Below are 22,796 nucleotides of genomic sequence, written 5' to 3'. Positions count from 1 at the left end.
TCTTGTTCGAGGGCCGTGAATCATGCGGGCCGCACAGCCTCAACCTGATTAATGGATCTCTCGCATAAAATCTCCATTGCATGAGGCGCTCGCCTCCTGCTGGCGCTGTCATAGTCGTTCAAGCGGATGAAAATCAAGTCGCTTGCCGCGTTGCGTATTGCGCGACGGCTTCGTGGTGCGGGCGTCGACGCAATCTTAAGGGCAGAGTGGCCTACCAAGCCTTCTCGCGCATCGCGGCGGGCGACATTTTGAGCCCAAGGTGCAATTACTTCGCGGCCGAACAGGGCTCTACACTGGCGACGATCGAGCGCGTGGCGCAGCCTGTGAGAGCCAAGAATAGGGGACGTGCGTTGCCGTATCGCGAACTGCCAAGGACTTTGGGTGCTGTGAACGCCTGCTGGATCGCAGCGGCCCTAGAGGCCAGCGGGCATGCGGCGCCGAAGATCGACCAGCTTTTGATCGAGCCTGTAGATGCCAACTGCAGCACTACCGCACGACTTCACCTGCGCGGCAGTGCGAACGGAGAGGCGTTGCCGACGACGATGTTCCTGAAGCTTTGCCCGCCGGGCCATGACTTCCTTGGCGCCTCCGAGATCGCCTATTACACGCGCGATTACCGCGATCTCAAAGCCGCTCCGCTCATCCACTGTTATGCGGCGATCGGGCCAGACCCCTCGGATCTAGGAAGCAGCGTTGGCGCAGGGTACGCTCTCCTCTTGGCCGATCTGACTGCAGACTACATCGACAACAAGGTCATTCCCCCGACGGCCGCGCATGCGCGTCGCCTCGGCGGGGCGCTCGGCAAGCTCCATGCGCACCGTCGGGGCGTGGCAGGGGATCCTGATGGCCCGCATAATCTGGACGCCGATCTTGATCGATACCTCGATCACGTAGCGAAGGGGCTGGAGCCTGTGCTGGAGGTACTCGGCAACGAAATCGATGCACCGAGCCGCGATCGTCTGCGGCGGGTCTTCGATGAGGACGTTGAGCGCATGCGACGACGGGCGCGCACCGGGGAGGGTGTTGCCCTCCTCCACGGTGATCCGAACCCCACGAACGTCCTGACGCATAGGAACCAAACGGATCCAGCACTCGGTGGTCCAGCGCTCTACCTTATCGATCGACAGCCGTTCACGTGGTCGCTGCGGCTGTGGCTAGGCGCCATCGATCTCGTTCATGCAAGTGTTCCGTACTGGTCGCCAAAAGCGCGTCGGGATCATGAGCACGACCTTATGCGGGGCTACCACCACGCCTTACTCGAAGGGGGCGTATCGGACCATTCCTGGGAGCGCCTTGTCGAGGACTGGCGGGCTTGCTTGTGCCAGGGCGCACTCATCGCCGTGGAGTGGGGCGCGGAATCGGATGGCATCGAAAACATGCGTTGGCTCTGGCAGGACCAGCTCAACCGCGCCCTCCAGGCGATGCTGGACTGGGACGACGCGTGACGGTCTGATCGTCATCAATCTGGAATGACTGCTTTGTCCTGTGTGGATGGCCCCTGCATGGCAAGACTTTTCTGTGACGGATTTCCTGGTCAGAAGCGGTTTTGTGTCCGGCCTGTTGATGCGGTGCATAAGACCGCTGGCCCTGATGGGGTCCGCAGACCGAGTCCCATTCTGCACATCGGACACGAACGGTCCGGGACAAAGCACGGGGTGTCTCGATCGTTGGGCTGACCTTTGCCATCACTTCCTACGTCTTGCCGTTCGGATAGCCCTTGTCTGTCTTCAGGCGGTTCGCAGCCGATAATCCTCACCGCGGGATAATACCGCCCAAACGATCCGGGCCGTTTTGTTGGCCATCGCCACGGCCGCCATTTTCGCAGGCTTGCGCTCAAGGATGTTGGCGAACCAAGGGTCGAACTTGTCCGGATGCATTTGGATCTGCTTGATCCGTGAGGTCATGCCGAGGACCAGCAAGCGCCGGATATAGCGGTCCCCCATCTTGGAAATATGCCCGAGTCACTCCTTGCCGCCGCTCGATCGGTTGAGAGGTGTAAGGCCGAGCCAGGCGGCAAAGCTACGACCGCAGGGGAATTGTTGTCCGTCGCCGATCGTGGCCACGATGGCGGACGCCGTCACGGGCCCGATCCCCCGGGATCGTCTGCAGTCGGGCGACGCGTTCGTCCTGCTTGGCGACTTGGTTCAGACGCCGACCTTACCATAATACCCGCCGGTGCAATGCTACGAGCTGGTGGCCGAGGTTGGTCACAACGTCCCGTGCGACATCCGGAATGGCGCCCTCCACTCTCTCGAGACACTGCTTGGCGAACGTGATCGCATGGCGGGCACCTTGCCGAATGACGATCCCGAATTCGGCAAGAATACCCCGCAGCATATTCACGATCTGCTCCGCTGGCGGACGATCAGATCCCGCACACGGTGCAACGCCATCACCGCTTGCTGTTCCGGTGCCTTCACCGCCACGAACCGCATCGAGGGACGCGTCACAGCTTCGCAGATCGCTGCCGCATCGATGGCTTCGATGCCGACGAGGCAGGCCGGCAGGGACTAGAAGAAGGCCAGTACCTGCGATCGGCGCAAACTTCGGTTGAAGGCGGTGGTGCCGTCGCCAAAAACGCCATGCACCTGGAAAACGTTCTTTGCCAGATCCAGTCCAATCGTCGAAACTTGCATCGGGTGGCTCCTCTCTCGCAGTCAATGACAACTGCACTATGGCGCATCACGACGCCCGGGAGCAGGAGCCATCCACCCCATCTGCACTGCAGACGACCATCTCTCAGCCTATGCCATCTGTTCGGACTGAATGCACTCGCGCGACAGTTGTGGAGCGACGGGCGGTCGACAATCACCGTTTAGGAACTTGAGCGCCGATTCCCCGTTTTGATAGGCCATATACATCTGGGCGGACATGCACTTCGAAGGCTCACGGAAGGAGGGTCGTCAGTACCATCGCGATGACCCCTGCGACAAAGGGCAGGATCAGGCTCGATGAGAGCCGCAATGCGACGAAGCGCCAGCCCATGATAGGAGCCTCGTACGCCATCACGCGGTGCATCGCGAAGACCGACCAGCCCGCAATCAGCGCGACGATCTGCGGCAGTCCCGCGCCGCCCTGCAGCACGACGAGGGCGAGCGGAAACGAAGTCATAGGTCCACCGGGTAACAGTCCGCCGACGATCGTGGCCAGCAGAATGCCGGCGAGGCCCGATTGCGGTCCGATCACGGAGACCAAAAGTTCAACCGGCAGGACCTGCATGAGGAACGCGGCCGCCAGCAGCGCCAAGGGCAGCCGCATCATCAGGGCTTTGCCCTGCTGTACCGCAGTGCCGCCGGCCGCCAAAAGCCCTTCAGATCCCTCGCGCCGCAGGACAGCCAACGCCAACACGACAACGATGGTCCAGATGGCTAGTGCTGCTGCGGTCATTCTGCAGGCTCCGTCTTCAGCTTGAGGCGCGACGAGCGAACCAGAACCCGCGCAATTATCCCGCCAAGGACCGGCAGAGGTAGGCATGCGATCATCCGGAGAGCGGTGAACTCGCCTCCCATCAACGGCAATTCCCAGATGATCAGCCGGTTGAGGCCGATCAGGGACCACGCAGATAGATAGGCGATAAGCGCGCCGGCATCCGCACCCGCCATCCAGAGGGCGTGTACCACGGGAAACGACGTAAAGGGGCCGCCGGGCGTGACCGCCCCCATGAAAGACGCCAACAGCAGCCCGCGAACGCCCGACCGGTTTCCCAGTAGCGCGGCTACTTTCTCGCGCCCCACGAGGCGCGCAACGAGGCCGCCCATGAGCAGACCCGCCGCGAGTTGTGGCAGGACCAACAGAAGCAGTTCGGCCGCGTCCATGAGGCCGGCAATGACCAAGGGCGATCCGCCCCTCCACCAGCAGGCCGATCCACTGGCAAAAGCGAGCCCCAGAAAGACAAAATCAGATCGCGAAGGCTTCACGCGATATTCCCATGTTGACCTGGGGAACGGCGGCAATCTGCCTGACATAACATCCTCCGCCAGAAGTAGAGGTTTGCCACGCTCGCATGCCGAGGCGTCTTCGCCTCCGGGTTGGGCATACTACTCGCCCGTGGCGGATCAAACCCCTCGCGTCTCGACGCTTCCAACTTCGTCGGAACGTCATGCCGGGTTCATCGCCGTGTCATAGTAGACCGGCAAGAGACGTCCGAATGAATTCGGATGTGGCGATGACAGAGAGAAACTGGACTTATCTACGGGAAGAAATCGTAACGAGGATCGCGCGCGGCGAACTCGGTGAAGGCGACAGGCTCCCGACCGAGGGGGAGCTTGCGGCGCAGTTCGGGATCGGGCGGCACTCCGTCCGGCGGGCGATGGCAGCCCTGTCGATCGAGGGCTTGCTCAGCGTGGAGCAAGGGCGGGGAACCTTCGTCCGGACCCAGCCTCTCATCACGTATCGCATCGGCAAGCGGACGCGCTTCCGCGAGAATCTCGAGGCTCAGGGTATTCGACCCGTTACAGACCTGATCGTGGTCGAAGTGATGGACGCACCCGAGCGCGTGGCGCAGTCGCTCAGGATCGAGGCCGGCATGCCGGTCCACCGGGCGCTGACGCGCGGTCGCGCCAATGGCGTGCCGATCAGCTTGGGCCAGTCCTTCCATGAAGTCGCCCGCTTCCCTGATTTTGGCAGCCGGCGCGAAGCGGGGCAGGGGATCAGCGAGATCTACCGGGCTCATGGAGTCGCCGACTACTTTCGCCGGGACACCACGATCTTCGCGCGGCGGCCCGATCTCGACGAGGCTCGGCTGCTCGAGCAGCTCTCCGACCAGCCGGTCATGGTGCTGCAGAAAACCGACATCGACCAGGCCGGTCAGCCGATCGGCTGCTCCGAATCGATCTGGTCGGGGCACCGCACGCGCTTTTCGATCACGAGCCTCGATGACCTGGAAGAATAGGAGCGACCATGTTCGATCAGACCCACACTGGGGGGGCGGAAGACCATGCGACCTTCCTTGCGACATGTGCGGCATCCCCGCCTGACGAGATCAAGGCCGAAGCCGAGATGATCCTGCCGGCGCTCGGCGCCGTCGACGTGCTGCAGAGCCGGACCGGCCTTATCATGCAGCCGATGCGGGACACCGTGACCGGCACCGATTTCCATCTCGGCGAGGTTCTGGTGGCGGAGGCACATGTCCGGCTGCCCGAGCATGGCGTCGAGGGCTACGGGATGGTGGTGGGCCGCGACCTGGAACAGGCGATGGCGATGGCGCTGCTGGACGCTGCGCGGGCGGCCGGGACGGCGCGCGAGCGGCTGACGGCCTTCGTCCGCACCCAATCCGAGGCGGCGGCACAGCGGGACGACGCGCTGTTGCGCCGGGTCGAGGCGACCAAGGTCGAGATGGAGACGTTCTGATGTTCGCAGACCCCACACCCGATGCCGACGAGCAGCGGGACAACGCGACGTTCGCCGCCGTGCTCGGAGCTCTTGCCCGGCCGGGAACGGAGCAGACGCTGCCCGAGCCGGACCTGCTGACGGTGGCCCGTGCGCTCATCGACCGGGAGTGCCGGGCGGCAGCGGATGACGAAGAGATGCGTTCGGCACTGGGGGCACTTGGTGCCACGGTCGTCCTGCCGGAGCTCGCAGATCATGCCGTGCTGGCTGCCGGAGACGCCGAGTTCCTCGCGAGGCTGCCGGTCGGAGACGCGCTCTACCCCGAGCGGGGCGCCACGGCGATCGTGTCGGCGCGGATCGGTGAGGGCGCGCGGCTGCGTCTCACGGGGCCTGGCATCGAAGTCGCGGAAGAGATGGCAATCGCGGTGGACGCGGCGTTCTGGGCGGCGCGCAAGGCGGCGTGTCGCTATCCGCTGGGGATCGACCTCATCTTCGTCGACGGCGCGCGAACGGTCGCAGTTCCGCGATCAACCAACGTGGAGGTGATCTGATGGCCTATGTGGCAACGCGCGGCGGCGAACGTGCGATCGAGCAGGCGGAACGGCTGTACCGCGAGACATTGGGGACGATCGACGCCGAGCGCGTGGCGACGATCGAGCACGCTCTGCCGTGGCTCGTGGACCGGGTGATGGGGGAGTCGTCGCTATACGCGCCGGACCTCGCGGCGCTGGCGCTGGCGCAGACAGGGGGCGATCTGTACGAGGCCGTGCTGCTGCTCAGGTCGTGGCGGACGACGCAGCCGCGGCTTGGCATCGCCGAGCCAATCACGCCGGAGACGACGCTCGTGCATCGGCGGATCTCGGCTGCGTTCAAGGACATTCCCGGCGGCCAGGTGCTTGGGCCGACCCTGGACTACGCCCACCGGTTCCTGGCGACGGACGTGCTGCGTGGGCAGCCGTTCGAGCCCGCAGCGGTAGAACCCGCGGCGCGGCCGGCGCCCGCGACGCGCCCGGCGTTGTCGGACTGGCAGAAACGGCAGGGGCTGGTGGCGGAGCCGGCGCGGCAGGACGTGGCGAAGGACGACATCCCTGACCTGACGCGCGAGCCGCTGCTTTTCCCGGCGAAGCGCGCGCACACGCTGCAGAGCCTCGCGCGGGCCGAAACGGGCGGTGTGCTGGCCTTGGGGTACTCGGCGATGCGGGGCTACGGGCAGGCGCATCCGACGGTGAACGAGCTGCGGCTGAACGAGGCCGAGGTGCGGGTGACGCATCCGAGCGGGACCGTGTTCAGTGCGGGACGGGTACGGACGAGCCAGGCAGAGGTCGTGAACGCGAAGAAGGGCGGAGAGCTGAAGCTGGGCTTCTGCGGGACGTTCGGGTGGAACGAAGTGAAGGTGATCGCCGGCGCGACGCTGGACCTCAACGCGCCGGGGGCGCCGGCGAAGAGCCCGCTGAACGAGGAGTTCTTCCTCTACCATACCGAAGCCGTCGAGGCGTCGGGGTTCTGCATCCACTTCAAGCTGCCCCACTACGTCACCTTCCAGTCCGCGCTCGACAACCTGCGCGGGGCGAAGGCGGCGCAGCCTGAAGAAGCACGGCAGGAGGAAGACGCATGAGCCTGACGGATCTGACGAATGACTGGGCCGCGTTCAGCTACGGCTTTCTCGACCCTTCCGCGAAACGCGAGCTGCGCCGCGCGATGGTCAAGGCCGTCGCGATCCCGGGCGCCCAGGTGCCTTACGCCAGCCGCGAGGTGCCGATGGCGCGGGGCTGGGGGACGGGCGGCCTGCAGGCGACGCTGACCCTCATCAACCCGGCCTCTGTGGTGAAAGTGATCGACCAGGGGGCGGATGACAGCGTCAACGCGGCCTCCATAAGGCGCTTCATCGCGCGTGTCTCGGGCGCGAAGGAGACCTGGGATACGAGCGAGGCGACGATCATCCAGTCGCGCCACCGGATCCCCGAGGAGAAGCTGCGCGAGGACCAGGTGCTGGTCCTTCAGGTCCCCAACCCCGAGCCGCTGCGCTCGGTCGAGCCCGACATGAGCCGCGCGCGAGAGATGCATGGCGACGCGGATTACGGCCGGCTGTGGCTGACGCTCTACGAGCAGATCGTGCGCTCGGGGCGGGTGATGCAGGGGGCGAGCTATCCGTCGCTGGTGAACGGGCGCCACGTGATCACGCCGTCGCCGATCCCGCGGTGGGACGTGCCGAAGCTCGACATGGCGCGGCACCTGACGATCCTGTCGGCGGGGCGCGAGAAACGACTCTACGCGGTGCCACCCTTCACGCGGGTCGAGCCGCTTGTGTTCGACGACGTGCCCTACCGGGTCGAGGATCATGCGCGCCTCGTTTGCCATCGCTCGGGCGTGAGCGGGTTCTTCATGAACGAGATTCCGCAGGACGGGGGTGCCACGCTCTACGAACTGTCGGACAGCAACCTCGGGATCAAGGCGATCCGCCGTGCCGAGGGCGAGGAGGTCGAGATCGGCGAGACCTGGTATCAGGACGGGGAGTTTCGGCCATGAATGTCGAACCACGGATCGAGGCCGCGCCGCGGCTGATGACGACGCCGCCGCTGATGCGGCTGGAGGGCGTCAGCATGAAGTACGGGCCGGTCGTCGCGCTGAACGACGTGTCGGCGACGGTCTATCCGGGCGAGGTCATGGGGATCGTCGGCGAGTCCGGGTCGGGCAAGTCGACGCTGCTGCGCCTGATGAACCTGGAAGAGACACCGGACGAGGGCGACTACCGGCTTGATCTGGACGAGGGGCCGCAGGGCAACTTCTTTGCGCTTGATCGGTACGCGCGGCGACAGCTCTGCGCCCGGGCGATCGGGATTGTCTATCAGAACCCGCATCTGGGATTGCTGATGCGGCACACGTCCTCGGGCAACGTGGCCGAGCGGCTTCTGGTCGCGGGCGAGCGGCGCTTCGGGGCCTTGCGCTCGCGCGCCGAGGAGGCGCTGAGCGCGTCGGACTTCCCCGTGGCGCGGATGGACGCGCTGCCGATCGAGCTGTCGGGCGGGATGCAGCAGCGGGTGCAACTGGCCAAGGCGATCGCGCTGGAGCCTGCGGTCCTGCTTCTGGACGAGCCGACGACGGGCCTCGACGTCAGCGTGCAGGCGCTGGTTCTGGATACGCTCAAGCGGCTGCAGCGGGATCTCCGGATCACGATGGTGATCGTCAGTCATGATCTGGGCGTGATCCGCACGATGGCGGACCGGGTCATGGTGATGCGCCGCGGTGAGGTGGTGGAGTGCGGGCTGGCCGATCAGGTCTTCCAGGATCCGCAGCACGCCTACACCCAGCAGCTCGTCCACGCCAAGCTATGAAGGATATCGCGATGCAGAACGTGCTGACCGTCGAGAGCCTGGGCAAGAGCTTTCGCATGCACCACCTCGAGCAGACGCTGCCGGCCTTCGAGCGGGTGAGCTTCACTCTTGCCGCCGGAGAGTTCCTGCTGCTGTCGGGGCCGAACGGCGCGGGCAAGTCGACGCTGCTGCGCACGCTCTACCGCAGCTACTTGCCGTGCGAAGGCGCGATCCGCTACCGCACGACCGAGGGTGTCATCGACCTTGCGCAGGCGGCGGATGTGGACATCGCGTTGCTCCGGCGCCGCGAGATCGGGTTCGTCACGCAGTTCCTGATGGCGCGGCCCCGGGTCGCGGCAGAGGACCTGGTGGCCGAACCGCTGCTGCGGGCGGGCCGCTCACTGGACGAAGCACGGGACGAGGCGCGGCGGTGGCTCGACGCGTTCGGGGTCAAGCGCGACCTCTGGCAGGCTTATCCTTCGACCTTCTCGGGGGGCGAGCAGCAGAAGGTGAACCTCGCGCGGGCGCTGATCCTGCCGCAACGGCTGTTGCTGCTGGACGAGCCGACGGCGTCGCTGGATGCCGGGGCTCGGGCGGCGCTGGTCGCGCGGCTGGAAGAACTGAAGGATCAGGGCGTGGCCATTGTGGGGGTGTTTCACCATCCGGGCGATGTCGAGCAGCTGATCGACCGAACAATCTCGCTGGGGAGTGTTTCCGATGTGGCTGTCTGATTTTCGCGTGGTCCTGCCCGACCGGGTGATTGAGCGCGGCGCCGTCCGGATCGAGGGGGGGCGGATCGCCGAGATCCGCAACGAACCTGTCGCCGGGGCCGGCCGGCTGGGGCAGGGGCGCCTGCTGATGCCTGGCTTCATCGACATGCATGGCGACATGATCGAACGCGAGGTCGAGCCGCGCCCCGGCGTGCGGATGCCGCTGGCGCTGGGGCTGCGCGACCTCGACCGGCGGCTGAAGGTGGCGGGCGTTACCACGGCCTACGCGGCCGTCAGCTTTCAACCGGGGTCGGCCTATGGGCATGTGCGGCACTTCGAGACCACGAAGGAACTCTTGCGCGAGTTGAAGCGGATGCGCCCGAAGCTCAAGGTCGATCACCGTGTTCACGCGCGGTTCGAGGTGACGTTCCCCGATGCGCTGGAAACTGTCGAAGAGCTGATCGCGGACGGCACGGTGGACCTGGTCTCCCTGACCGATCACACGCCGGGGCAGGGGCAGTACCGGGATCTTGAACGCCACGTCGCGCGCATCGCGAGCGAGCGCGGGCTGTCTGACGCAGAGGCGCGCGTGGCGGTGGCCGATCGTATCCGCGAGAAGAGCCAGAAGATGGAGCAGCTCGAACAAGTGCTGCAGGCGATGTCGAAGCTTTGTGCGGCAAACGGGCTGAGGTTGGCGAGCCACGACGATGACACGCCAGCCAAGGTCGCGCTGATGCAGCAACTCGGAGCGACGATCAGCGAATTCCCGGTGACGGAAGAGGCTGCGCACGCGGCGCGTGCATGCGGAATGGTCACTGCGATGGGTGCGCCGAATGCCCTGCGGGGGCAGTCCTATTCGGGCAACCTCTCGGCGCGCGAGGCCCATGCGGCGGGTCTTCTCGACATTCTTGCGGCGGACTACCACCCGTCAGCAATCCTCCCCGCGGTTCTGATCCTGGCCAAGTCCGATCCCAAGGGGCTGGCCGGAGCAACCCGCCTCGCTACGGCGAATGTCGCCGATGCGCTGGGTCTGTCAGATCGCGGGCGGATTGCGACGGGGCTGCGCGCCGATCTCGTCATCGCCGATGTCGCCGATGTCGGCCATGTCTGCGGTGTCTTCAGCGCCGGCCGCGAGGTCTTTTCGGACGGCACCCTGGCATCGCCCGTCCCTGCGTGATTGGCCGCGAAGCCATTCCTCACCTGTCTACAGAGGGCGCCCGATCATGGCGCCCTTTTGCGTTTCCGGCCGCCATGTTTCCGTCACTGAACTGACACCCAACTGTCGGAAAAAAATCATTCGGATGTTAGGGCGGCGTTACGGCCCCGGGTGAAACTGGGGACATGAAGAACGCACACCTTTCCCTCGTCGGCGTCAGCCGGGATTTCGGCCCCACACGGGCCGTGAGTTCGGTGACGCTCGACATTGAAGCGGGGCAGTTCGTGGGCATCATCGGCCGCTCCGGCGCCGGGAAGTCCACGCTTCTCCGCCTGATCAATCGCCTGGTCGACCCCACCGAGGGGACGATCCACTGCGGGGACATCCCCGTGACGAGCCTGCGCGGCCGCGCGCTGCGCCAGTGGCGCCGCGACTGTGCGATGATCTTCCAGCAGTTCAACCTGGTCGATCGGCTCGACGTCCTCACGAACGTCCTGATCGGGCGCGTCGCCGAGCATGGCTTCCTGACGTCGATGGCGATGCACTTCACCGACGCCGAACGCACGCAGGCCCTGCAGGCGCTCGAGCGGTTTTCGCTGCTGCCGCAAGCGCTTCAACGGGCTGGAACGCTGTCCGGCGGGCAGCAGCAGCGGGTCGCCATCGCCAAGGCGATGGTGCAGCAGCCGAAGATCATGCTGGCGGACGAGCCGATCGCCTCTCTCGACCCGGCGAACGCGACGCTCGTCATGGACGGGCTTCGATCGATCAACCGCGAGGACGGGCTGACCGTTCTCGTCAACCTCCACACCCTCGATACCGCGCGCGCCTATTGCGACCGCATCATCGCGATGCGCGACGGGCGCGTCTATTTCGACGGCAATGCCGCGCAACTCACGCCCGACGTGATCCGCGACATCTACGGTACCGAAGGGCTTCGCGACTTCGACGAAGGCGTGACCTCGACCGCGGCGCGCGTTCGCGAGCCCGCATAATCCCCATCACCACGAAAGAAGGTTCAGCCATGAAGACCATGACAACCGCCGCCATTCTCGCGCTTCTCGCGACCACGGCTATCGCTCAGGACTGGAAGGACGACTACCAGGTCGTCAGGTTCGGCATCCTCTCGGGCGAGAACGAGCAGGATCGCATCCAGCGCTACACGGCGCTCGAAACCTACCTCGAAGAGGAGCTCGGCGTCGAGATCGAGATCTTCACTGCCGGCAACTACGACGGTGTCGTGCAGGCGCTGGCGGCCGACCAGATCGAATTCTCGTTCCTCGGATCGTCCGCCTATGCCGCAGCCTACACGGCGACAGACGGTGGGGTGGTGCCCCTTCTGACCTCGCAAAACGAAGACGGCTCGACCGGCTACTATTCGATCATCGTCACCCGGTGCGACAGCGGCATCACCTCGCTCGACGATCTTCAGGGCAAGACGATGGCCTTCGCCGATCCCGACAGCACGTCGGGCTATGCGGTGCCATATTTCAACCTGGTCGACCAGGGCTACGAGCCCAGCGTCCATTTCGCGGCAACGCCGTTCTCGGGCAGCCACGAGGCGGGGGTGCAGGCTGTCGTGAACGGGACGTTCGACGCGGCAGCCACCTACCAGGACAATGACACCTCGGGCATCCCGCAGCGGATGGTCGAGAAGGGCATGATCGAAGACGGCAGCGTCTGCACGATCTGGGAATCGCCCGAGATCACCTCGGGGCCGTTCACCGCGCGCGCGAACTTGCCGCAGGGCCTGATCGACGACATGGCGAACGCGCTCGAGGCGTTCCCCGAGAAGGACCCGGAGGGCTACGCCCAGGTCAGCGGTAGCGTCGAGGGCGACGACAATCCGACCGTCGGCTACGCCCGTGTCGACCACGACCGCTACCAGTGGATCGTCGACATGCGCGAGTGGATGCGCCAGCAGCGCCGGGGCTGAGGCCTTGCCTTACAGGGGAGGGGGCGCGGCGACGCGCCTCCGATGACGCATGAGCATCACGGCTGATTTCCAAGAACCGCTGTCGGACCGGGATCGGTTCGAAGCAGAATACGCGGCCAACCGGCGCAGGTCGCGGCTAACCTGGATGGTCGGAGCGGTGATCTTCGTCGCCCTGTTCACGCTCACCAGCTGGCTCGGCGACTTCTTCAAGGTCACGCAAGTCACGTCTTCGGACGGCAGCCGGGAGTGGCGGTGGATCATCCCCGCCGGTCTGCCGCGTCTGGGCGAGTTCCTCGCCATGACGATCCCCGATCTGTCGTGGCGGACCCTCGGCGCCGACCTTGCCGAATGGTTCTGGCGTTGGGACATCTGGCTCGGGCTACTGATCGAGACGATCCTCATCGCCTTCATGGCCACGCTTCTCGGGGTCGTCGGTGGCTTCGCCCTGTCGTTCCCGGCCGCGCGGAACCTCGCGCCCAACCGGATCGTGCTGTGGGTCTGCCGGCGCTACCTGGAGATCGCGCGCACGGTGCCCGAGCTCGTCTGGGCACTGATCTTCGTCTTCTGCTTCTCCGTGGGGCCGATGGCAGGCGTCATGGCGATCGGGCTGCACACCTGCGGATCGCTCGGAAAGCTGTATTCCGAGGTCAACGAGAACATCGACATGCGGCCGCTCGAGGGCATCACGGCCTCGGGCGGCACGTGGTTCGACAAGATCCGCTATGGAGCGGTGCCGCAGGTCATGCCGAACATCATCAGCTACACGCTGATGCGGTTCGAGATAAACGTCCGTGCCTCGTCGATCATCGGCTACGTCGGGGCTGGCGGCCTCGGGCAGGAGTTCCGCATCGCCCTGAGCTTCCAGGAATATACCGACCTCAGCGCGCTCTTCGTGATCGTGTTCGTGACCGTCACGGTCATCGATTACGCCTCGGAAAAGCTTCGGCACAGCATCATCGGAATGGAGCGGACATGACCGTGACGCATGACGACATCACCCGTGCCCGCGCCGCCATGCCGCGCGCGTTCCGGGCGGCGCCGCGCGAACGGGTACGGCGGGCTCTCATATGGGTCCTGCTGACCGGCCTGACCGCCTATTGCCTGTGGAGCTTCGAGATCACACCTCAGCGGATCTGGTCGGGCCTCGGTCGGCTCGGCAGCGTGATGGCGTTCATGTTCCCCCCGCATGTCTGGACCAGCTGGGCAGAGTTCGCCGAGATCCTGCACGGGCTGGGCGAGACACTGTCCATGGCTTTCCTCGGCACGCTTCTCGGCGCGGTGGTGGCATTCCCGCTGTCGTTCCTTGGCGCGAAGAACATCAACCGGCTGACACCGCTTCGGATGGGCGTCCGGCGCGGCTATGACATGATCCGCGCCTTCGAGACGCTGATTCTTGCGCTCATCTTCATCCGCGCCTTCGGCCTTGGACCGCTGGCGGGGATCCTCGCGATCGCCGTGAGCGAGATCGGAACCTTCGCAAAGCTCTTCTCGGAAGCAATCGAGAACACCTCCGAGAAGCCGGTTCAGGGAGTCGCGGCATCGGGCGGGTCGCGCTTCCACACGATCCGCTACGGCGTCCTGCCTCAGGTCAACCCGGTGATCCTGTCGGTGCTGCTCTACAACTTCGAGTCGAACGTCCGGTCGGGGACTATCCTGGGGATCGTGGGGGCGGGCGGCATCGGCTTCCTGCTCTCGGACCGGATCGCAGCTTACCGGTGGGATGAGGCGTGGTCGATCATCTTCCTCATCATCGCGATGGTCTACATCATCGACTGGCTTTCGGCGGCCATCCGGGCCCGACTGATCGGAACGTCCGAGGTGCCAAGATGAAACGGCTGAACGAGACGCCGAACATCCACGAGACGGCGTCGGTCGTCGATTGCACGCTGGGAAGATGGACCGAGGTTCAGGCGCATGTCGCACTGCGCGAGGTCGAGCTGGGCGACTATTCCTACATCGTGCAGAACAGCAGCGCGATCTGGAGCACGATCGGCAAGTTTTGCTCGATCGCCCAGAGCGCGCGCATCAACCCCGGTAACCACGCCACCTGGCGGGCCAGCCAGCACCACTTCACCTACCGCGCCGCGCAATACGACCTCGGCGAGGACGACGACGCCTTCTTCGAGTGGCGGCGCAGCCACTGGGTCACGATCGGGCACGACGTCTGGATCGGGCACGGCGTCACGATCTTACCGGGTGTCAGCATCGGCGATGGCGCGGTGGTGGGGGCCGGAGCCGTCGTGTCACGCGAGGTGGCGCCCTACACGATCGTCGGTGGCACGCCTGCCCGGGTGCTCAAACGGCGTTTCACCGAAGCGCAGGCCGACGCCCTGCAGCGGATCCGCTGGTGGGACTGGGGGCACGGCCAACTTCGCGAAGCGCTGCCCGACATCCGCAGGCTTTCCATCGACGAGTTCATCGAGCGTTATGCAGCCGGGTAATATGGAAACCTGGCCTTCAGCCGGCGCGGATCCTGACCAGCTCAGGGGGCGCTTCATCGCTGTCATCGGCCCATCAGGTGTCGGCAAAGACAGCGTCATGGCTGGCCTTCTCGAGCGGCACCCAAGCCTGGTGCCCGTGCGACGCATCATCACCCGCCCCGCCGAAGCTGGCGGAGAGGACCACCAGCCCGAGAGCGCTGAGGCCTTTCGGCGTCGCGAAGCGCAGGGGGATTTCGTCCTGAGCTGGCGCGCTCACAAGCTGCATTACGGGATCCCCGCCACCGTGCTGCCGCTTCTCGAGGCAGGGCAGGACATCCTCGGCAACCTCTCGCGCGGAGTCCTGGGTGCAGCGGACCGCGTCTTCCCGCGGCTGGAGGTCCTGAGCCTCCGCGCCGACCCGGTCACTCTTGCAAAGCGTCTCGCCGGTCGCAAACGAGAGACCCCCGCAGAGATCGCGGAGCGACTGCGGCGAGCCGCTGCGCCCCTGCCGTCGAACCTCAGGGTCCACGAGATCTGGAACGATGCTTCCTTGGCGGACGCGGTTGAGGCCGCCAGCCGGGTGCTCTATCCGCCCAAGGGGTAGCGGCGGATCAGCCGGAAGAACCCGTCCTCGCCCTCGCCGACCAGTGCGATGTCGCGGATCACGAAGCGTGGGGCACAGAGCGGCCGCAGGATCGGCGCGAGCGCATCGAGCGTGCGCTCTCCATCCACTTCGGTGACGGGGCCGGTCAGGGTGATGTGGAAACGGAATCGCTCCATCACGTGGGGATACCCCCACCGCTCGAGCAGTCGCAGTTCATCTGCCGACAGCCTCTCGGGCTTGCGTCGCGCCAGTTCTTCCTTGGTCAGCGGGGCGCGGTACCTGTCGAACTGCTCGACAATGCCGGCCGCAAGCTCCGATACGGGTGCAGCTTCTCCACTGGGCACGAGGGCCAGGAAGCGCGACAGCCTGACCGCTACCAGCCGGCCAGTGCTGGCTGGCGGGGTCGACGCGGCGAACGCGGCAAGGTCATCCGAAAGCTCGGCTTCACTCGCTCCGTCGGCAAGACGGAAAGGAGCCTTGAGTGTCCCGTGCAACCCGTATCTCCGTGGGGTCGCCGTCAGGTCTTCGACGCTGGCCGGCAGGCCCGGAATGTCAGGGTGCGGAACGCTCGTACCATTGCGCACGTCCCAGCCAAGCCAGGTGGCTCCGAAGTCGGCCAGGGCATCGTCCGGCAAGAAGTAGAGGGCATAGCGACGGAACGACATGAACATCCTGTGGCTTGGGCGCATCGACAAAAATTGAGCCGAGATATGCAGCATGCGTTCTCGACTGAGAAGTGCAGTTCGAGCGGTGCCAAGCGATGTGCCGGAAATCCCCTCAGGCCAAGGAGCAAAACACCCGATCTGGGCGGGTCCGAGCGCGCGCGCTCGACCATGCTTTCCCGCGCAGCGTAAGCCTGACCCGACGAGGGCAGAGCCGAGAGACTTCTATGGCAGGCACCGTGGTTGCCGTCGAAAAGGACGCGGCACATCGCTTCTCGAAGGTCCTGGTGCCTGAGATCCTCGTTGTGGAGGGGCTGGGCGTTGAAGGCGACGCGCATCAGGGGACGACCGTCAAGCATCGCTCCCGCGTGGCAGTCGATCCCAGACAGCCCAATCTGCGGCAGGTCCACCTGGTACATTTCCGAGTTCTTCGCAGAGATTGCAGAGAAGGGCTTCCTCGTTCAGCCGGCGGACTCGGGAGAGAACATAACAACGTCCGGTATCGATCTGCTCGCCCTGCCCGGCTGCGCTCCCGTGGTGCCAGTGGTGACATTCCTGCGTTGCGGGCCGGGTGACATTTCAGGATGGTTGCAACAGCGCCGCTCGCGCTTCCGACCAGACGGAGTGCACGATCTCGCCGGTTGACTCGTTGCGTGCCAGCCGTGCGCTCTGTCCGGCCCATGCCTGGATACGCGTCAGGTCGTTGCCCCTTGCGCCAAGCGCCCGCATCGGACCCGTCGCCGAGCGCTGCAGAGGAAAGGGAAGGGGCGCGATCGTGTCGGCGCGTTCGGTGGCGGCGACGTAGTCGGTCCGCGATGACCGCCTGCGCGGTCCGGAAAAGGCGACGTAGTCGCCGTGTCCTCGGGTCGGGCGCGGCCGATGGCATCGGCCCATGCCGGCGCGATGGCGGCCTCGGGAGTGCGCAGAAAGGCTGTGCCGATCTGCACGGCCGACGCGCCGAGGGCGAGCGCGGCCACGATGCCGCGCGCATCCGCTATATCGCCGGTTGCAATCACCGGCACGCTAACCGCGTCCGTGATCGCAGGCACAAGCGCCAGCAATCCGCACATCTGCGCGTTTGCCCTGTCGGCATCGAAGGCTCCACGACGTCCACCGGCTTCGCTGCCTTGCGCTATGACGGCGTCGGCTCCCGCAGCCTCGGCTTGGAGCGCCTCCGCGACCGAGGTGGCAGTCGCGAACCAGCGGATTCCTTTTTGCTTCATACGGTCGACGACATCGGGCGGAAACAAGCTCATGATCGAGGACATCGCCGCCGGTCGGGCTTCGATCAGTGCCTCGCATTGATCGGCAAAGGGCACTGAGACGCCAACAGAAAGGTCCGCTGGAGGCGGACCTCAGCCCTTCAGGAGCTCTGCAACCGCCCGCTCGTGAACGGCGTCGCGATGCGGCTCGGGGTCGGGCACCCAAAGGTTCATCTGGAACGGACCGTCGCTTGCAGCCCGAACCTCGGCTGCCCACCTGGCGATCGCATCCGTGTCCATCAGCAATGCACGGCATCCGCCCATGCCGCCGCCATCGGCAGCAGCCAGCGCAGGAGGGCAAGCGCCTGCCATCGGAGCCATTAGGAGGGGGGGCGCGTGCCATACGCCGCGCAGAACCCGTCGACTCGCCTCAAAGCCTCGTCCAGCATTGCAGTCCGCCTTCGCCGGTGATGCCGTCGCCCCACGGAGACGTCCAAGCCAATCGAGCTTCTCACGTGCCCGTAATGCGTGGCATTATGGGTGTTCCACTTAACCAAAGCTATCAGCATGATGGCTGAGTGGCCGAACGTTCGTGTATGGGGCAGCGAAAGCTCGCTTCGTCCCCACAGCCGACCACCATCCTCTCAACCTGAAGGCGCTCGCGCGACAGTTGTGGAGTGGCGGGCGGTCGATGACCACCGTTTCAGGGGTCTTCTTTCGGAAACGTTCAACCCTTAGCGGGAATCCATTCGACTATGCCAAGGTCTGCTCCGAGATTTCGCGTGGCGGTTCACCCAAGAAACTCGGGACGTCGGCTTTTCTGCGCACCGGGCGTTTGCCGCGCGGTGTTCGGGAGGCCGACGCGCGGATAGACCGCGCCGTCGCTACCCCATGCAAGAAGGTCTGCTCCGGTCGGTCCTATCCATCCCGAACATCTATCGGAATACGCTGTCTCGTGGGCTGAACCTTACCTGCACGAACACCCACAGCAGCGCGACGGCCAGAACCGGCAGGCTGGCAAATGCGAGAATCGGACATCCGAACCCGGTCACGATTGCACCCGAGGCGAACACGCAGATCGTTGCTCCAAGAGCAATCAGCGTGTCGTTGGTACCCTGCACGACGGCACGCTCGTCGGCCGACACCGCACTAGCGAGCATGTTCGTGGCACCGATGAAGCCGAAGTTCCAGCCGACCCCGAGCACTATCAGAGCCCCGTAGAAGTGATGTGCGGACAGGCCGCTAGCCGCCATGAGCGCCGAGACGACAAGGAGTGCCAGCCCCGTTACCACGACCGGAACGGTGCCGAACCGCTTGATGGCGAAGCCGGTAAAGAAGCTCGGCGCCAACATTGCGACCACGTGCCAGCGAACGACATCGCCCGCCAGTGCTTCCGGGTAGCCCGCCCCCGTCATGGCGAGCGGGGTGGGCGCCATAATCAGCACCATGATCCCTTGCGACACCGCGCCAACGATCACCGCCGTCAAAACGGGGCCACGGCGCAGGATCGCGAGCAGCGCCGCACGGTCCAGACGAGGACGGCTCGACGGGGCATGCGGACGAAGGTTAGCGGCAGAAGACCTATCAGCGTGACCGCACAGATCGCGGCATAGGCGCCTGCCAAGGGCGTTGGCGCGAACAGGTCCTTGGTCCAGATGAACAGCTGCGGCCCCAAGAAGGCGGCGATCAGACCGGAGGTCAGCACAAGCGAGATCGCGACCGGCTGCCAGTTCGCTTTCACGGGCGGCGTATGTATGACCTGCGCTACGTCTCGCTCGGCGGCGGACCCGCGCGTTCATCCTGTGGTCTGACGCTCGGGGCGGAAGGCGCCCTCGCGATTGACGGCGCCGGAAGGGACCTCCTCGTCCCCGGAGGCTCGGGCGCCGACGTCCTGCTGACGAACGAGCACGTCCTCGCCGCAATCCGATCGCGGCTTGCGCCAGATGGCGCCGGGCGGGTAATCTCGGTGTGCTCGGGATCCCTCGTCCTGGCCGCCGCCGGCGTGCTCGACGGGCGGGTAGCCACGACGCACTAGTCACGCGAGCCGGACACGCGCCGTTTCCCCAGCATCGAATGGGACCTCGACCGGATCGCGGTGTCCGGCGAGCGGGTGTTCACCTCCGCCGGCGTGACGTCCGGCATCGACCTGGCGCTCGCGATCATTCGCAGGGACGGTGGCCACCGCGCGGCCCTGGAGGTCGCGCGCGAGCTGGTGGTCCAGCTGCGGCGCACGGGTGGGCAGAGCCAGTACGCCCTGCATATCGCTGGACAAATCGCTGGCCCGGATGCGTTCTCATGCCTGATCGAGACCGTCATCAGCGAACCGGGGCGCCGCTGGACGCTCGATGACATGGCCGCGGAGGCCGGAATGAACCGGCGCACACTTACGCGTCACTTCAAGGCCCATCTTGCGATCTCCGCCGCTCGTTTCATCGAGAGGACCCGGGTCGACCATGCCCGCAGCCTTCTGGAAGCGGAGCTGCCGCTCAAGCGGGTCGCGCGCGAGGCCGGGTTCGGCGACCTCCAGCGCATGCGCCGCGCTTTCCAGCGCCGCTACGGGGTGAGCATTGCGGAATACTTGGCGACATTCGGAAATGAGGCAGTGGGTCGCTACGCTAACTCCTGCGCGACGATCGCACGAAGCGCTCCCGCCATAGAACACGCGGCCATCGCCGACTTGTCAGAAATCCGCGAAAGGGAACGTTCGAAGGGACCTAACGCTGCGCTCGCATTACGATCCACCGAAGCCACCATTCACCGAGACCGCATCATCGTTCACTCAGGCTCGGAGCGGTCGATCGCTGCGTGACGCCTGCAGCGCGGAGGAAGCGTACGGGCCCCCACTCAGGGGCAGGTCGTAGCAATTTCTATGCGAGGTCGTTTCAGGAACGCGAAGGGCGCTTTAGCGAAAGCGGCGTCGATTAAGTCGCTGAGGGAGACGTTCGTCGCCGGGGCCACCTGAGAATGCACCGTCATTCAAAGACCTGCCATTCATGTTGAGGGGGTGGGTTCCTGCCGGTCATTCGCCGCGCGGCCGACCGACGCTTGCACAGCGAGGTTTTCGTCAGCCTTCGTCGATCGCCTCGAACGCCTCTCGGGCTGCAGTGATTGCGTTCATGCAGGCGGGCACGCCGGCATAGACGGAGACCTGCAGGACGATCTCGACGACCTCCTCCCGGGTCACGCCCACATTGAGCGCCGCGCGCATGTGGAATTCGAGCTGTCCCTGCGCTGTGCCCATGGCCGCGAGCATCGCGACGGTCATCATCTCACGTGTTCTGAGGTCGATCCCCTCGCGCCCGAGGATGTCCGCGAACGCGTATCCCAAGACGAGTTCGGCAGTATCAGGATGGAAAGCGTCGAGATTGGCCCGCACACGCTCTGGCGCGCCCGGTTCCAGATGATCGAGTATGGAAAGCGCGCGGGTCAGGCGGTCGGGTGAACCCGTCATGCGTCCACCCCCTTCATACCTTCGGCGGTATAGCGGGCGCCCGTCACTGGTCGCGCAGCGAGTCCGGCGTCGATCTCCGCGAGGTCGGCCTCGTCGAGTGCAACCTCCACTGCTCGTACGTTGTCGCGAAGGTATTGCATGCGCTTCGTCCCGGGGATTGGCACGATGTCCTTTCCCTGCGCGAGGAGCCAGGCAAGCGCCAGTTGCGCTGGTGTGCAGCCCTTCCGTGCGGCCAGCGTCGATACCAGATCGACGATGCGGCGGTTCGCCTGGACGGCATCGGTCTGGAACCGGGGCAGGGCGGCCCGGAAGTCACCCTCCTCAAAGTGGCCGTCCTGAAACCGACCGGTCAGGAAGCCGCGTCCGAGTGGGGAGTAGGGAACGAAGCCGATCCCCAGCTCGCGGCAGGCGGGCAGGATCTCCGCCTCCGGGCCTCGCGACCAGAGGGAGTATTCCGTTTGCACCGCCGTCACCGGATGGACGGCATGGGCCCGCCGCAGCGTCCCGGAACTGACTTCGCAGAGGCCGATCCGGGCGATCTTGCCCTCGTCCACGAGCCGCACAAGGCCGCCCATGGTCTCCTCGATGGGGCGCTCGGGATCGATCCTGTGCACGTAGTAGAGGTCGATCTGGTCCACGCCCAGACGGCGCAGCGATGCTTCGCAGGCCTCGCGCGCATAGTCGGGCCGGTTGTCCAGGCTGCGCCGGTACTCGCCCGGTGCGCGGACGATGCCGAACTTCGTCGCGACCTTCATCGGGGCCGAGCTTTCCTTCAGAAAGCGGCCAATCAGCTCTTCGTTGTGATGCGGGCCGTACATGTCAGCGGTGTCGAGGAAGTCGATCCCAAGCTCCGCGGCCTCATGCAGAACCTGCATGGAGGTATCGTCGTCGCGCGGGCCGTAGAACTCGCTCATCCCCATGCAGCCGAGGCCGAGTGCCGATACCTCGAGGTCTCTGCCCAGTGTCCTTCGTTCCATGCATCTTCCCCTGTCTTGCTCGATCAAGCGTCAGATGGCATTGCCGGACAAGGCGAACCACCGCCGGAAATGGCAACGAGGTTTCCGAGATTGGAAAACATGCGCCTGGTCTGGGATGACGTTCCCGTCTTCCTCGCCGTCGCCCGGGCGGGTTCGCTGAGCGGGGCTGCGTCGGCGCTGTCTCTCGGGATCGCGACCGTCTCCCGGCGGGTCGAGCGGCTGGAAGCGCGGCTTGGCCGCCCGCTTTTTCTGCGCCACCATTCGGGTTACCGGCTGACCGAGGACGGCGCGGCGCTGATCGAACGGGCCGAGGAGATGGAAGCCGCCGCCAAGGCCCTGGCCTCGGGCGCCGCGGAGGGGCCGGAAGTGTCGGGCACCGTGCGTCTCGCCACGGCCGAGAACCTCGCCACGGCGCTGATCCTGCCTGCCGTGCCGCGTCTGCGGCGTGCGTATCCGCGCCTGACCCTGGAGATCGTGACCGACATTTCCACGGTGAACCTGCACCGGCGGGATGCGGATATTGCCTTGCGGATGGTCAAGCCCGAGCGCGGGCATGTCTCCCTGCAGCGGGTGGGGACCCTCGGCTACGGCCTTTATGCGGCTCCGGCCTACCTGAAGGCGCGCCAGAGCGGTCAGGCCGTCGACCTCGATCGGGACGACATGATCGCCTGGGCGGAAGGCTATGGTCACCTTCCCCCGGCGCAATGGATCGAGCGCGCCCTTCGCGGCCGCGCACCGGCAGTCATCACCACGTCGCTTGCAGCCCAGGTCACGGGCTGCGTTGCTGGTCTGGGCCTCGCCGTCCTGCCGCATCTGCTTGCGCGGTCGCGCGATCTGATCTGCGTTGATGCGGATCTCGGAATCGACCAGTCGATCTGGCTGGTCACCCAATCCGATCTGGCGTCCTCCCGCCGGGTGCAGACCGTCGCGGAGTTCCTGCGCGAGGTCGTCACCGAGAACCAGGCGGCTCTTCGCGGGAGCGACCGCTTCTAGGCTCTGGACTCATAACCAGAAGATGACGGTAGCGGCGAGGGCGATGGCC

At 65.5% G+C, this 22,796-nt stretch carries 26 protein-coding genes and 2 pseudogenes; 18 read left to right on the top strand and 10 right to left on the bottom strand.

All coding sequences use genetic code 11. The features are described 5' to 3' along the window. The first annotated feature begins 206 nt into the window (after positions 1-206). Positions 207-1,445, top strand: a complete 1,239-nt coding sequence (locus ACFDS3_RS13470; protein ID WP_375262870.1) for a phosphotransferase — start codon at positions 207-209, stop codon at positions 1,443-1,445. 282 nt (positions 1,446-1,727) lie between these two features. Here ACFDS3_RS13470 and ACFDS3_RS13465 read toward each other — a convergent pair. The 3 genes and pseudogenes from ACFDS3_RS13465 to ACFDS3_RS13455 form a co-directional block, all read right to left on the bottom strand. Beyond that, positions 1,728-2,636 (bottom strand): annotated as a pseudogene (locus tag ACFDS3_RS13465) (IS110 family transposase). Between the two features lie 250 nt (positions 2,637-2,886). Continuing rightward, positions 2,887-3,387 (bottom strand): hypothetical protein, encoded by a 501-nt coding sequence (locus ACFDS3_RS13460; protein ID WP_375262869.1) that lies wholly within the window; start codon positions 3,385-3,387, stop codon positions 2,887-2,889. Continuing rightward, the gene (locus ACFDS3_RS13455; protein WP_375262868.1) at positions 3,384-3,833 is read right to left on the bottom strand and encodes a permease; all 450 of its coding nucleotides are present in this window, start codon (positions 3,831-3,833) and stop codon (positions 3,384-3,386) included. Before ACFDS3_RS13455 ends, ACFDS3_RS13460 begins: the two co-directional genes overlap by 4 nt. A gap of 332 nt (positions 3,834-4,165) precedes the next feature. On the opposite strand from ACFDS3_RS13455, the gene phnF reads away from it, so the two are divergent. The 14 genes from phnF (at position 4,166) to phnN (ending at position 15,462) form a co-directional block, all read left to right on the top strand. Beyond that, a complete protein-coding gene (gene phnF, locus ACFDS3_RS13450) occupies positions 4,166-4,891 on the top strand; it encodes a phosphonate metabolism transcriptional regulator PhnF (protein WP_375262867.1) in 726 nt (241 codons plus the stop codon). 8 nt (positions 4,892-4,899) lie between these two features. Further along, positions 4,900-5,349 (top strand): phosphonate C-P lyase system protein PhnG, encoded by a 450-nt coding sequence (gene phnG / locus ACFDS3_RS13445; RefSeq protein ID WP_375262866.1) that lies wholly within the window; start codon positions 4,900-4,902, stop codon positions 5,347-5,349. After that, a complete protein-coding gene (phnH, locus tag ACFDS3_RS13440; RefSeq protein WP_375262865.1) occupies positions 5,349-5,879 on the top strand; it encodes a phosphonate C-P lyase system protein PhnH in 531 nt (176 codons plus the stop codon). The genes phnG and phnH overlap by 1 nt, the downstream gene beginning before the upstream one ends. Continuing rightward, positions 5,879-6,943, top strand: a complete 1,065-nt coding sequence (locus tag ACFDS3_RS13435; protein ID WP_375262864.1) for a carbon-phosphorus lyase complex subunit PhnI — start codon at positions 5,879-5,881, stop codon at positions 6,941-6,943. Before phnH ends, ACFDS3_RS13435 begins: the two co-directional genes overlap by 1 nt. Further along, positions 6,940-7,854, top strand: a complete 915-nt coding sequence (locus ACFDS3_RS13430; protein WP_375262863.1) for an alpha-D-ribose 1-methylphosphonate 5-phosphate C-P-lyase PhnJ — start codon at positions 6,940-6,942, stop codon at positions 7,852-7,854. The genes ACFDS3_RS13435 and ACFDS3_RS13430 overlap by 4 nt, the downstream gene beginning before the upstream one ends. After that, positions 7,851-8,660, top strand: a complete 810-nt coding sequence (locus ACFDS3_RS13425) for an ATP-binding cassette domain-containing protein (RefSeq protein WP_375262862.1) — start codon at positions 7,851-7,853, stop codon at positions 8,658-8,660. The genes ACFDS3_RS13430 and ACFDS3_RS13425 overlap by 4 nt, the downstream gene beginning before the upstream one ends. Before the next feature lie 11 nt (positions 8,661-8,671). Next, positions 8,672-9,370, top strand: a complete 699-nt coding sequence (locus ACFDS3_RS13420) for a phosphonate C-P lyase system protein PhnL (RefSeq protein ID WP_375262861.1) — start codon at positions 8,672-8,674, stop codon at positions 9,368-9,370. Next, on the top strand, positions 9,357-10,526 hold the full coding sequence (locus ACFDS3_RS13415; protein ID WP_375262860.1) for an alpha-D-ribose 1-methylphosphonate 5-triphosphate diphosphatase: 1,170 nt from the start codon (positions 9,357-9,359) through the stop codon (positions 10,524-10,526). The genes ACFDS3_RS13420 and ACFDS3_RS13415 overlap by 14 nt, the downstream gene beginning before the upstream one ends. Before the next feature lie 164 nt (positions 10,527-10,690). Beyond that, positions 10,691-11,497 carry a phosphonate ABC transporter ATP-binding protein gene (gene phnC, locus ACFDS3_RS13410; protein WP_375262859.1) on the top strand — a complete coding sequence of 269 codons (807 nt, stop codon included), beginning with the start codon at positions 10,691-10,693 and terminating at the stop codon, positions 11,495-11,497. Between the two features lie 29 nt (positions 11,498-11,526). Beyond that, positions 11,527-12,438, top strand: a complete 912-nt coding sequence (phnD, locus tag ACFDS3_RS13405; protein ID WP_375262858.1) for a phosphate/phosphite/phosphonate ABC transporter substrate-binding protein — start codon at positions 11,527-11,529, stop codon at positions 12,436-12,438. Positions 12,439-12,487: 49 nt separating this feature from the next. Next, entirely contained in the window at positions 12,488-13,414 is a 927-nt protein-coding gene (gene phnE / locus ACFDS3_RS13400) for a phosphonate ABC transporter, permease protein PhnE (protein ID WP_375262857.1), read from the top strand. Then, a complete protein-coding gene (gene phnE, locus ACFDS3_RS13395; protein WP_375262856.1) occupies positions 13,411-14,268 on the top strand; it encodes a phosphonate ABC transporter, permease protein PhnE in 858 nt (285 codons plus the stop codon). Before phnE (ACFDS3_RS13400) ends, phnE (ACFDS3_RS13395) begins: the two co-directional genes overlap by 4 nt. Beyond that, a complete protein-coding gene (locus ACFDS3_RS13390) occupies positions 14,265-14,879 on the top strand; it encodes a DapH/DapD/GlmU-related protein (RefSeq protein ID WP_375262855.1) in 615 nt (204 codons plus the stop codon). The genes phnE (ACFDS3_RS13395) and ACFDS3_RS13390 overlap by 4 nt, the downstream gene beginning before the upstream one ends. Beyond that, a complete protein-coding gene (gene phnN, locus ACFDS3_RS13385) occupies positions 14,866-15,462 on the top strand; it encodes a phosphonate metabolism protein/1,5-bisphosphokinase (PRPP-forming) PhnN (protein WP_375262854.1) in 597 nt (198 codons plus the stop codon). The genes ACFDS3_RS13390 and phnN overlap by 14 nt, the downstream gene beginning before the upstream one ends. Here phnN and ACFDS3_RS13380 read toward each other — a convergent pair. The 5 genes and pseudogenes from ACFDS3_RS13380 to ACFDS3_RS13360 all read right to left on the bottom strand — a co-directional run bounded on the left by ACFDS3_RS13380 (position 15,444) and on the right by ACFDS3_RS13360 (position 19,067). Further along, the gene (locus tag ACFDS3_RS13380) at positions 15,444-16,127 is read right to left on the bottom strand and encodes a DUF1045 domain-containing protein (RefSeq protein WP_375262853.1); all 684 of its coding nucleotides are present in this window, start codon (positions 16,125-16,127) and stop codon (positions 15,444-15,446) included. The genes phnN and ACFDS3_RS13380 overlap by 19 nt on opposite strands. A 692-nt stretch (positions 16,128-16,819) precedes the next feature. After that, positions 16,820-17,446 (bottom strand): annotated as a pseudogene (locus ACFDS3_RS13375) (nitronate monooxygenase); the annotation flags it as partial. A gap of 33 nt (positions 17,447-17,479) precedes the next feature. After that, the gene (locus ACFDS3_RS13370; RefSeq protein ID WP_375262852.1) at positions 17,480-17,626 is read right to left on the bottom strand and encodes a hypothetical protein; all 147 of its coding nucleotides are present in this window, start codon (positions 17,624-17,626) and stop codon (positions 17,480-17,482) included. A 635-nt stretch (positions 17,627-18,261) separates the two neighbouring features. Beyond that, positions 18,262-18,774, bottom strand: coding sequence for an MFS transporter (locus ACFDS3_RS13365; RefSeq protein ID WP_375262851.1), 513 nt, complete (start codon positions 18,772-18,774; stop codon positions 18,262-18,264). A 35-nt stretch (positions 18,775-18,809) separates the two neighbouring features. Next, the gene (locus ACFDS3_RS13360) at positions 18,810-19,067 is read right to left on the bottom strand and encodes a hypothetical protein (RefSeq protein WP_375262850.1); all 258 of its coding nucleotides are present in this window, start codon (positions 19,065-19,067) and stop codon (positions 18,810-18,812) included. Positions 19,068-19,076: 9 nt separating this feature from the next. Here ACFDS3_RS13360 and ACFDS3_RS13355 point away from each other — a divergent pair, with 9 nt between their 5' ends. Continuing rightward, a complete protein-coding gene (locus ACFDS3_RS13355) occupies positions 19,077-19,361 on the top strand; it encodes a DJ-1/PfpI family protein (RefSeq protein ID WP_375262849.1) in 285 nt (94 codons plus the stop codon). A 75-nt stretch (positions 19,362-19,436) separates the two neighbouring features. Beyond that, positions 19,437-20,135 carry a GlxA family transcriptional regulator gene (locus tag ACFDS3_RS13350; RefSeq protein WP_375262848.1) on the top strand — a complete coding sequence of 233 codons (699 nt, stop codon included), beginning with the start codon at positions 19,437-19,439 and terminating at the stop codon, positions 20,133-20,135. Between the two features lie 255 nt (positions 20,136-20,390). On the opposite strand, the gene ACFDS3_RS13345 is transcribed toward ACFDS3_RS13350, so the two are convergent. Beyond that, entirely contained in the window at positions 20,391-20,777 is a 387-nt protein-coding gene (locus tag ACFDS3_RS13345; protein WP_375262847.1) for a carboxymuconolactone decarboxylase family protein, read from the bottom strand. Next, entirely contained in the window at positions 20,774-21,754 is a 981-nt protein-coding gene (locus ACFDS3_RS13340; RefSeq protein ID WP_375262846.1) for an aldo/keto reductase, read from the bottom strand. Before ACFDS3_RS13340 ends, ACFDS3_RS13345 begins: the two co-directional genes overlap by 4 nt. A gap of 99 nt (positions 21,755-21,853) precedes the next feature. On the opposite strand from ACFDS3_RS13340, the gene ACFDS3_RS13335 reads away from it, so the two are divergent. Beyond that, complete coding sequence (locus ACFDS3_RS13335) at positions 21,854-22,747, top strand: LysR family transcriptional regulator (RefSeq protein ID WP_375262845.1); 894 nt, start codon at positions 21,854-21,856, stop codon at positions 22,745-22,747. Positions 22,748-22,796: the final 49 nt, after the last annotated feature.

The organism is Palleronia sp. (assembly GCF_042089775.1).
Lineage (GTDB): Bacteria > Pseudomonadota > Alphaproteobacteria > Rhodobacterales > Rhodobacteraceae > Palleronia.
The sequence above is the reverse complement of the archived record's forward strand: the minus strand, read 5'-3'. Positions and strand labels throughout refer to the sequence as shown.

Excerpts from the sequence above, each read along its gene's own strand:
- ACFDS3_RS13335 (WP_375262845.1), top strand. The coding sequence starts at position 21,854 with ATGCGCCTGGTCTGGGATGACGTTCCCGTCTTCCTCGCCGTCGCCCGG.
- ACFDS3_RS13420 (WP_375262861.1), top strand. The coding sequence starts at position 8,672 with ATGCAGAACGTGCTGACCGTCGAGAGCCTGGGCAAGAGCTTTCGCATG.
- ACFDS3_RS13435 (WP_375262864.1), top strand. The coding sequence starts at position 5,879 with ATGGCCTATGTGGCAACGCGCGGCGGCGAACGTGCGATCGAGCAGGCG.
- ACFDS3_RS13430 (WP_375262863.1), top strand. The coding sequence starts at position 6,940 with ATGAGCCTGACGGATCTGACGAATGACTGGGCCGCGTTCAGCTACGGC.
- ACFDS3_RS13390 (WP_375262855.1), top strand. The coding sequence starts at position 14,265 with ATGAAACGGCTGAACGAGACGCCGAACATCCACGAGACGGCGTCGGTC.
- phnE (WP_375262857.1), top strand. The coding sequence starts at position 12,488 with ATGAGCATCACGGCTGATTTCCAAGAACCGCTGTCGGACCGGGATCGG.
- ACFDS3_RS13460 (WP_375262869.1), bottom strand. The coding sequence starts at position 3,387 with ATGACCGCAGCAGCACTAGCCATCTGGACCATCGTTGTCGTGTTGGCG.
- ACFDS3_RS13345 (WP_375262847.1), bottom strand. The coding sequence starts at position 20,777 with ATGACGGGTTCACCCGACCGCCTGACCCGCGCGCTTTCCATACTCGAT.
- phnD (WP_375262858.1), top strand. The coding sequence starts at position 11,527 with ATGAAGACCATGACAACCGCCGCCATTCTCGCGCTTCTCGCGACCACG.
- phnE (WP_375262856.1), top strand. The coding sequence starts at position 13,411 with ATGACCGTGACGCATGACGACATCACCCGTGCCCGCGCCGCCATGCCG.
- phnC (WP_375262859.1), top strand. The coding sequence starts at position 10,691 with ATGAAGAACGCACACCTTTCCCTCGTCGGCGTCAGCCGGGATTTCGGC.
- phnN (WP_375262854.1), top strand. The coding sequence starts at position 14,866 with ATGCAGCCGGGTAATATGGAAACCTGGCCTTCAGCCGGCGCGGATCCT.
- phnF (WP_375262867.1), top strand. The coding sequence starts at position 4,166 with ATGACAGAGAGAAACTGGACTTATCTACGGGAAGAAATCGTAACGAGG.
- phnH (WP_375262865.1), top strand. The coding sequence starts at position 5,349 with ATGTTCGCAGACCCCACACCCGATGCCGACGAGCAGCGGGACAACGCG.
- ACFDS3_RS13415 (WP_375262860.1), top strand. The coding sequence starts at position 9,357 with ATGTGGCTGTCTGATTTTCGCGTGGTCCTGCCCGACCGGGTGATTGAG.
- ACFDS3_RS13355 (WP_375262849.1), top strand. The coding sequence starts at position 19,077 with ATGTATGACCTGCGCTACGTCTCGCTCGGCGGCGGACCCGCGCGTTCA.
- ACFDS3_RS13425 (WP_375262862.1), top strand. The coding sequence starts at position 7,851 with ATGAATGTCGAACCACGGATCGAGGCCGCGCCGCGGCTGATGACGACG.
- ACFDS3_RS13340 (WP_375262846.1), bottom strand. The coding sequence starts at position 21,754 with ATGGAACGAAGGACACTGGGCAGAGACCTCGAGGTATCGGCACTCGGC.
- ACFDS3_RS13380 (WP_375262853.1), bottom strand. The coding sequence starts at position 16,127 with ATGTCGTTCCGTCGCTATGCCCTCTACTTCTTGCCGGACGATGCCCTG.
- phnG (WP_375262866.1), top strand. The coding sequence starts at position 4,900 with ATGTTCGATCAGACCCACACTGGGGGGGCGGAAGACCATGCGACCTTC.
- ACFDS3_RS13365 (WP_375262851.1), bottom strand. The coding sequence starts at position 18,774 with ATGGTGCTGATTATGGCGCCCACCCCGCTCGCCATGACGGGGGCGGGC.
- ACFDS3_RS13370 (WP_375262852.1), bottom strand. The coding sequence starts at position 17,626 with ATGGACACGGATGCGATCGCCAGGTGGGCAGCCGAGGTTCGGGCTGCA.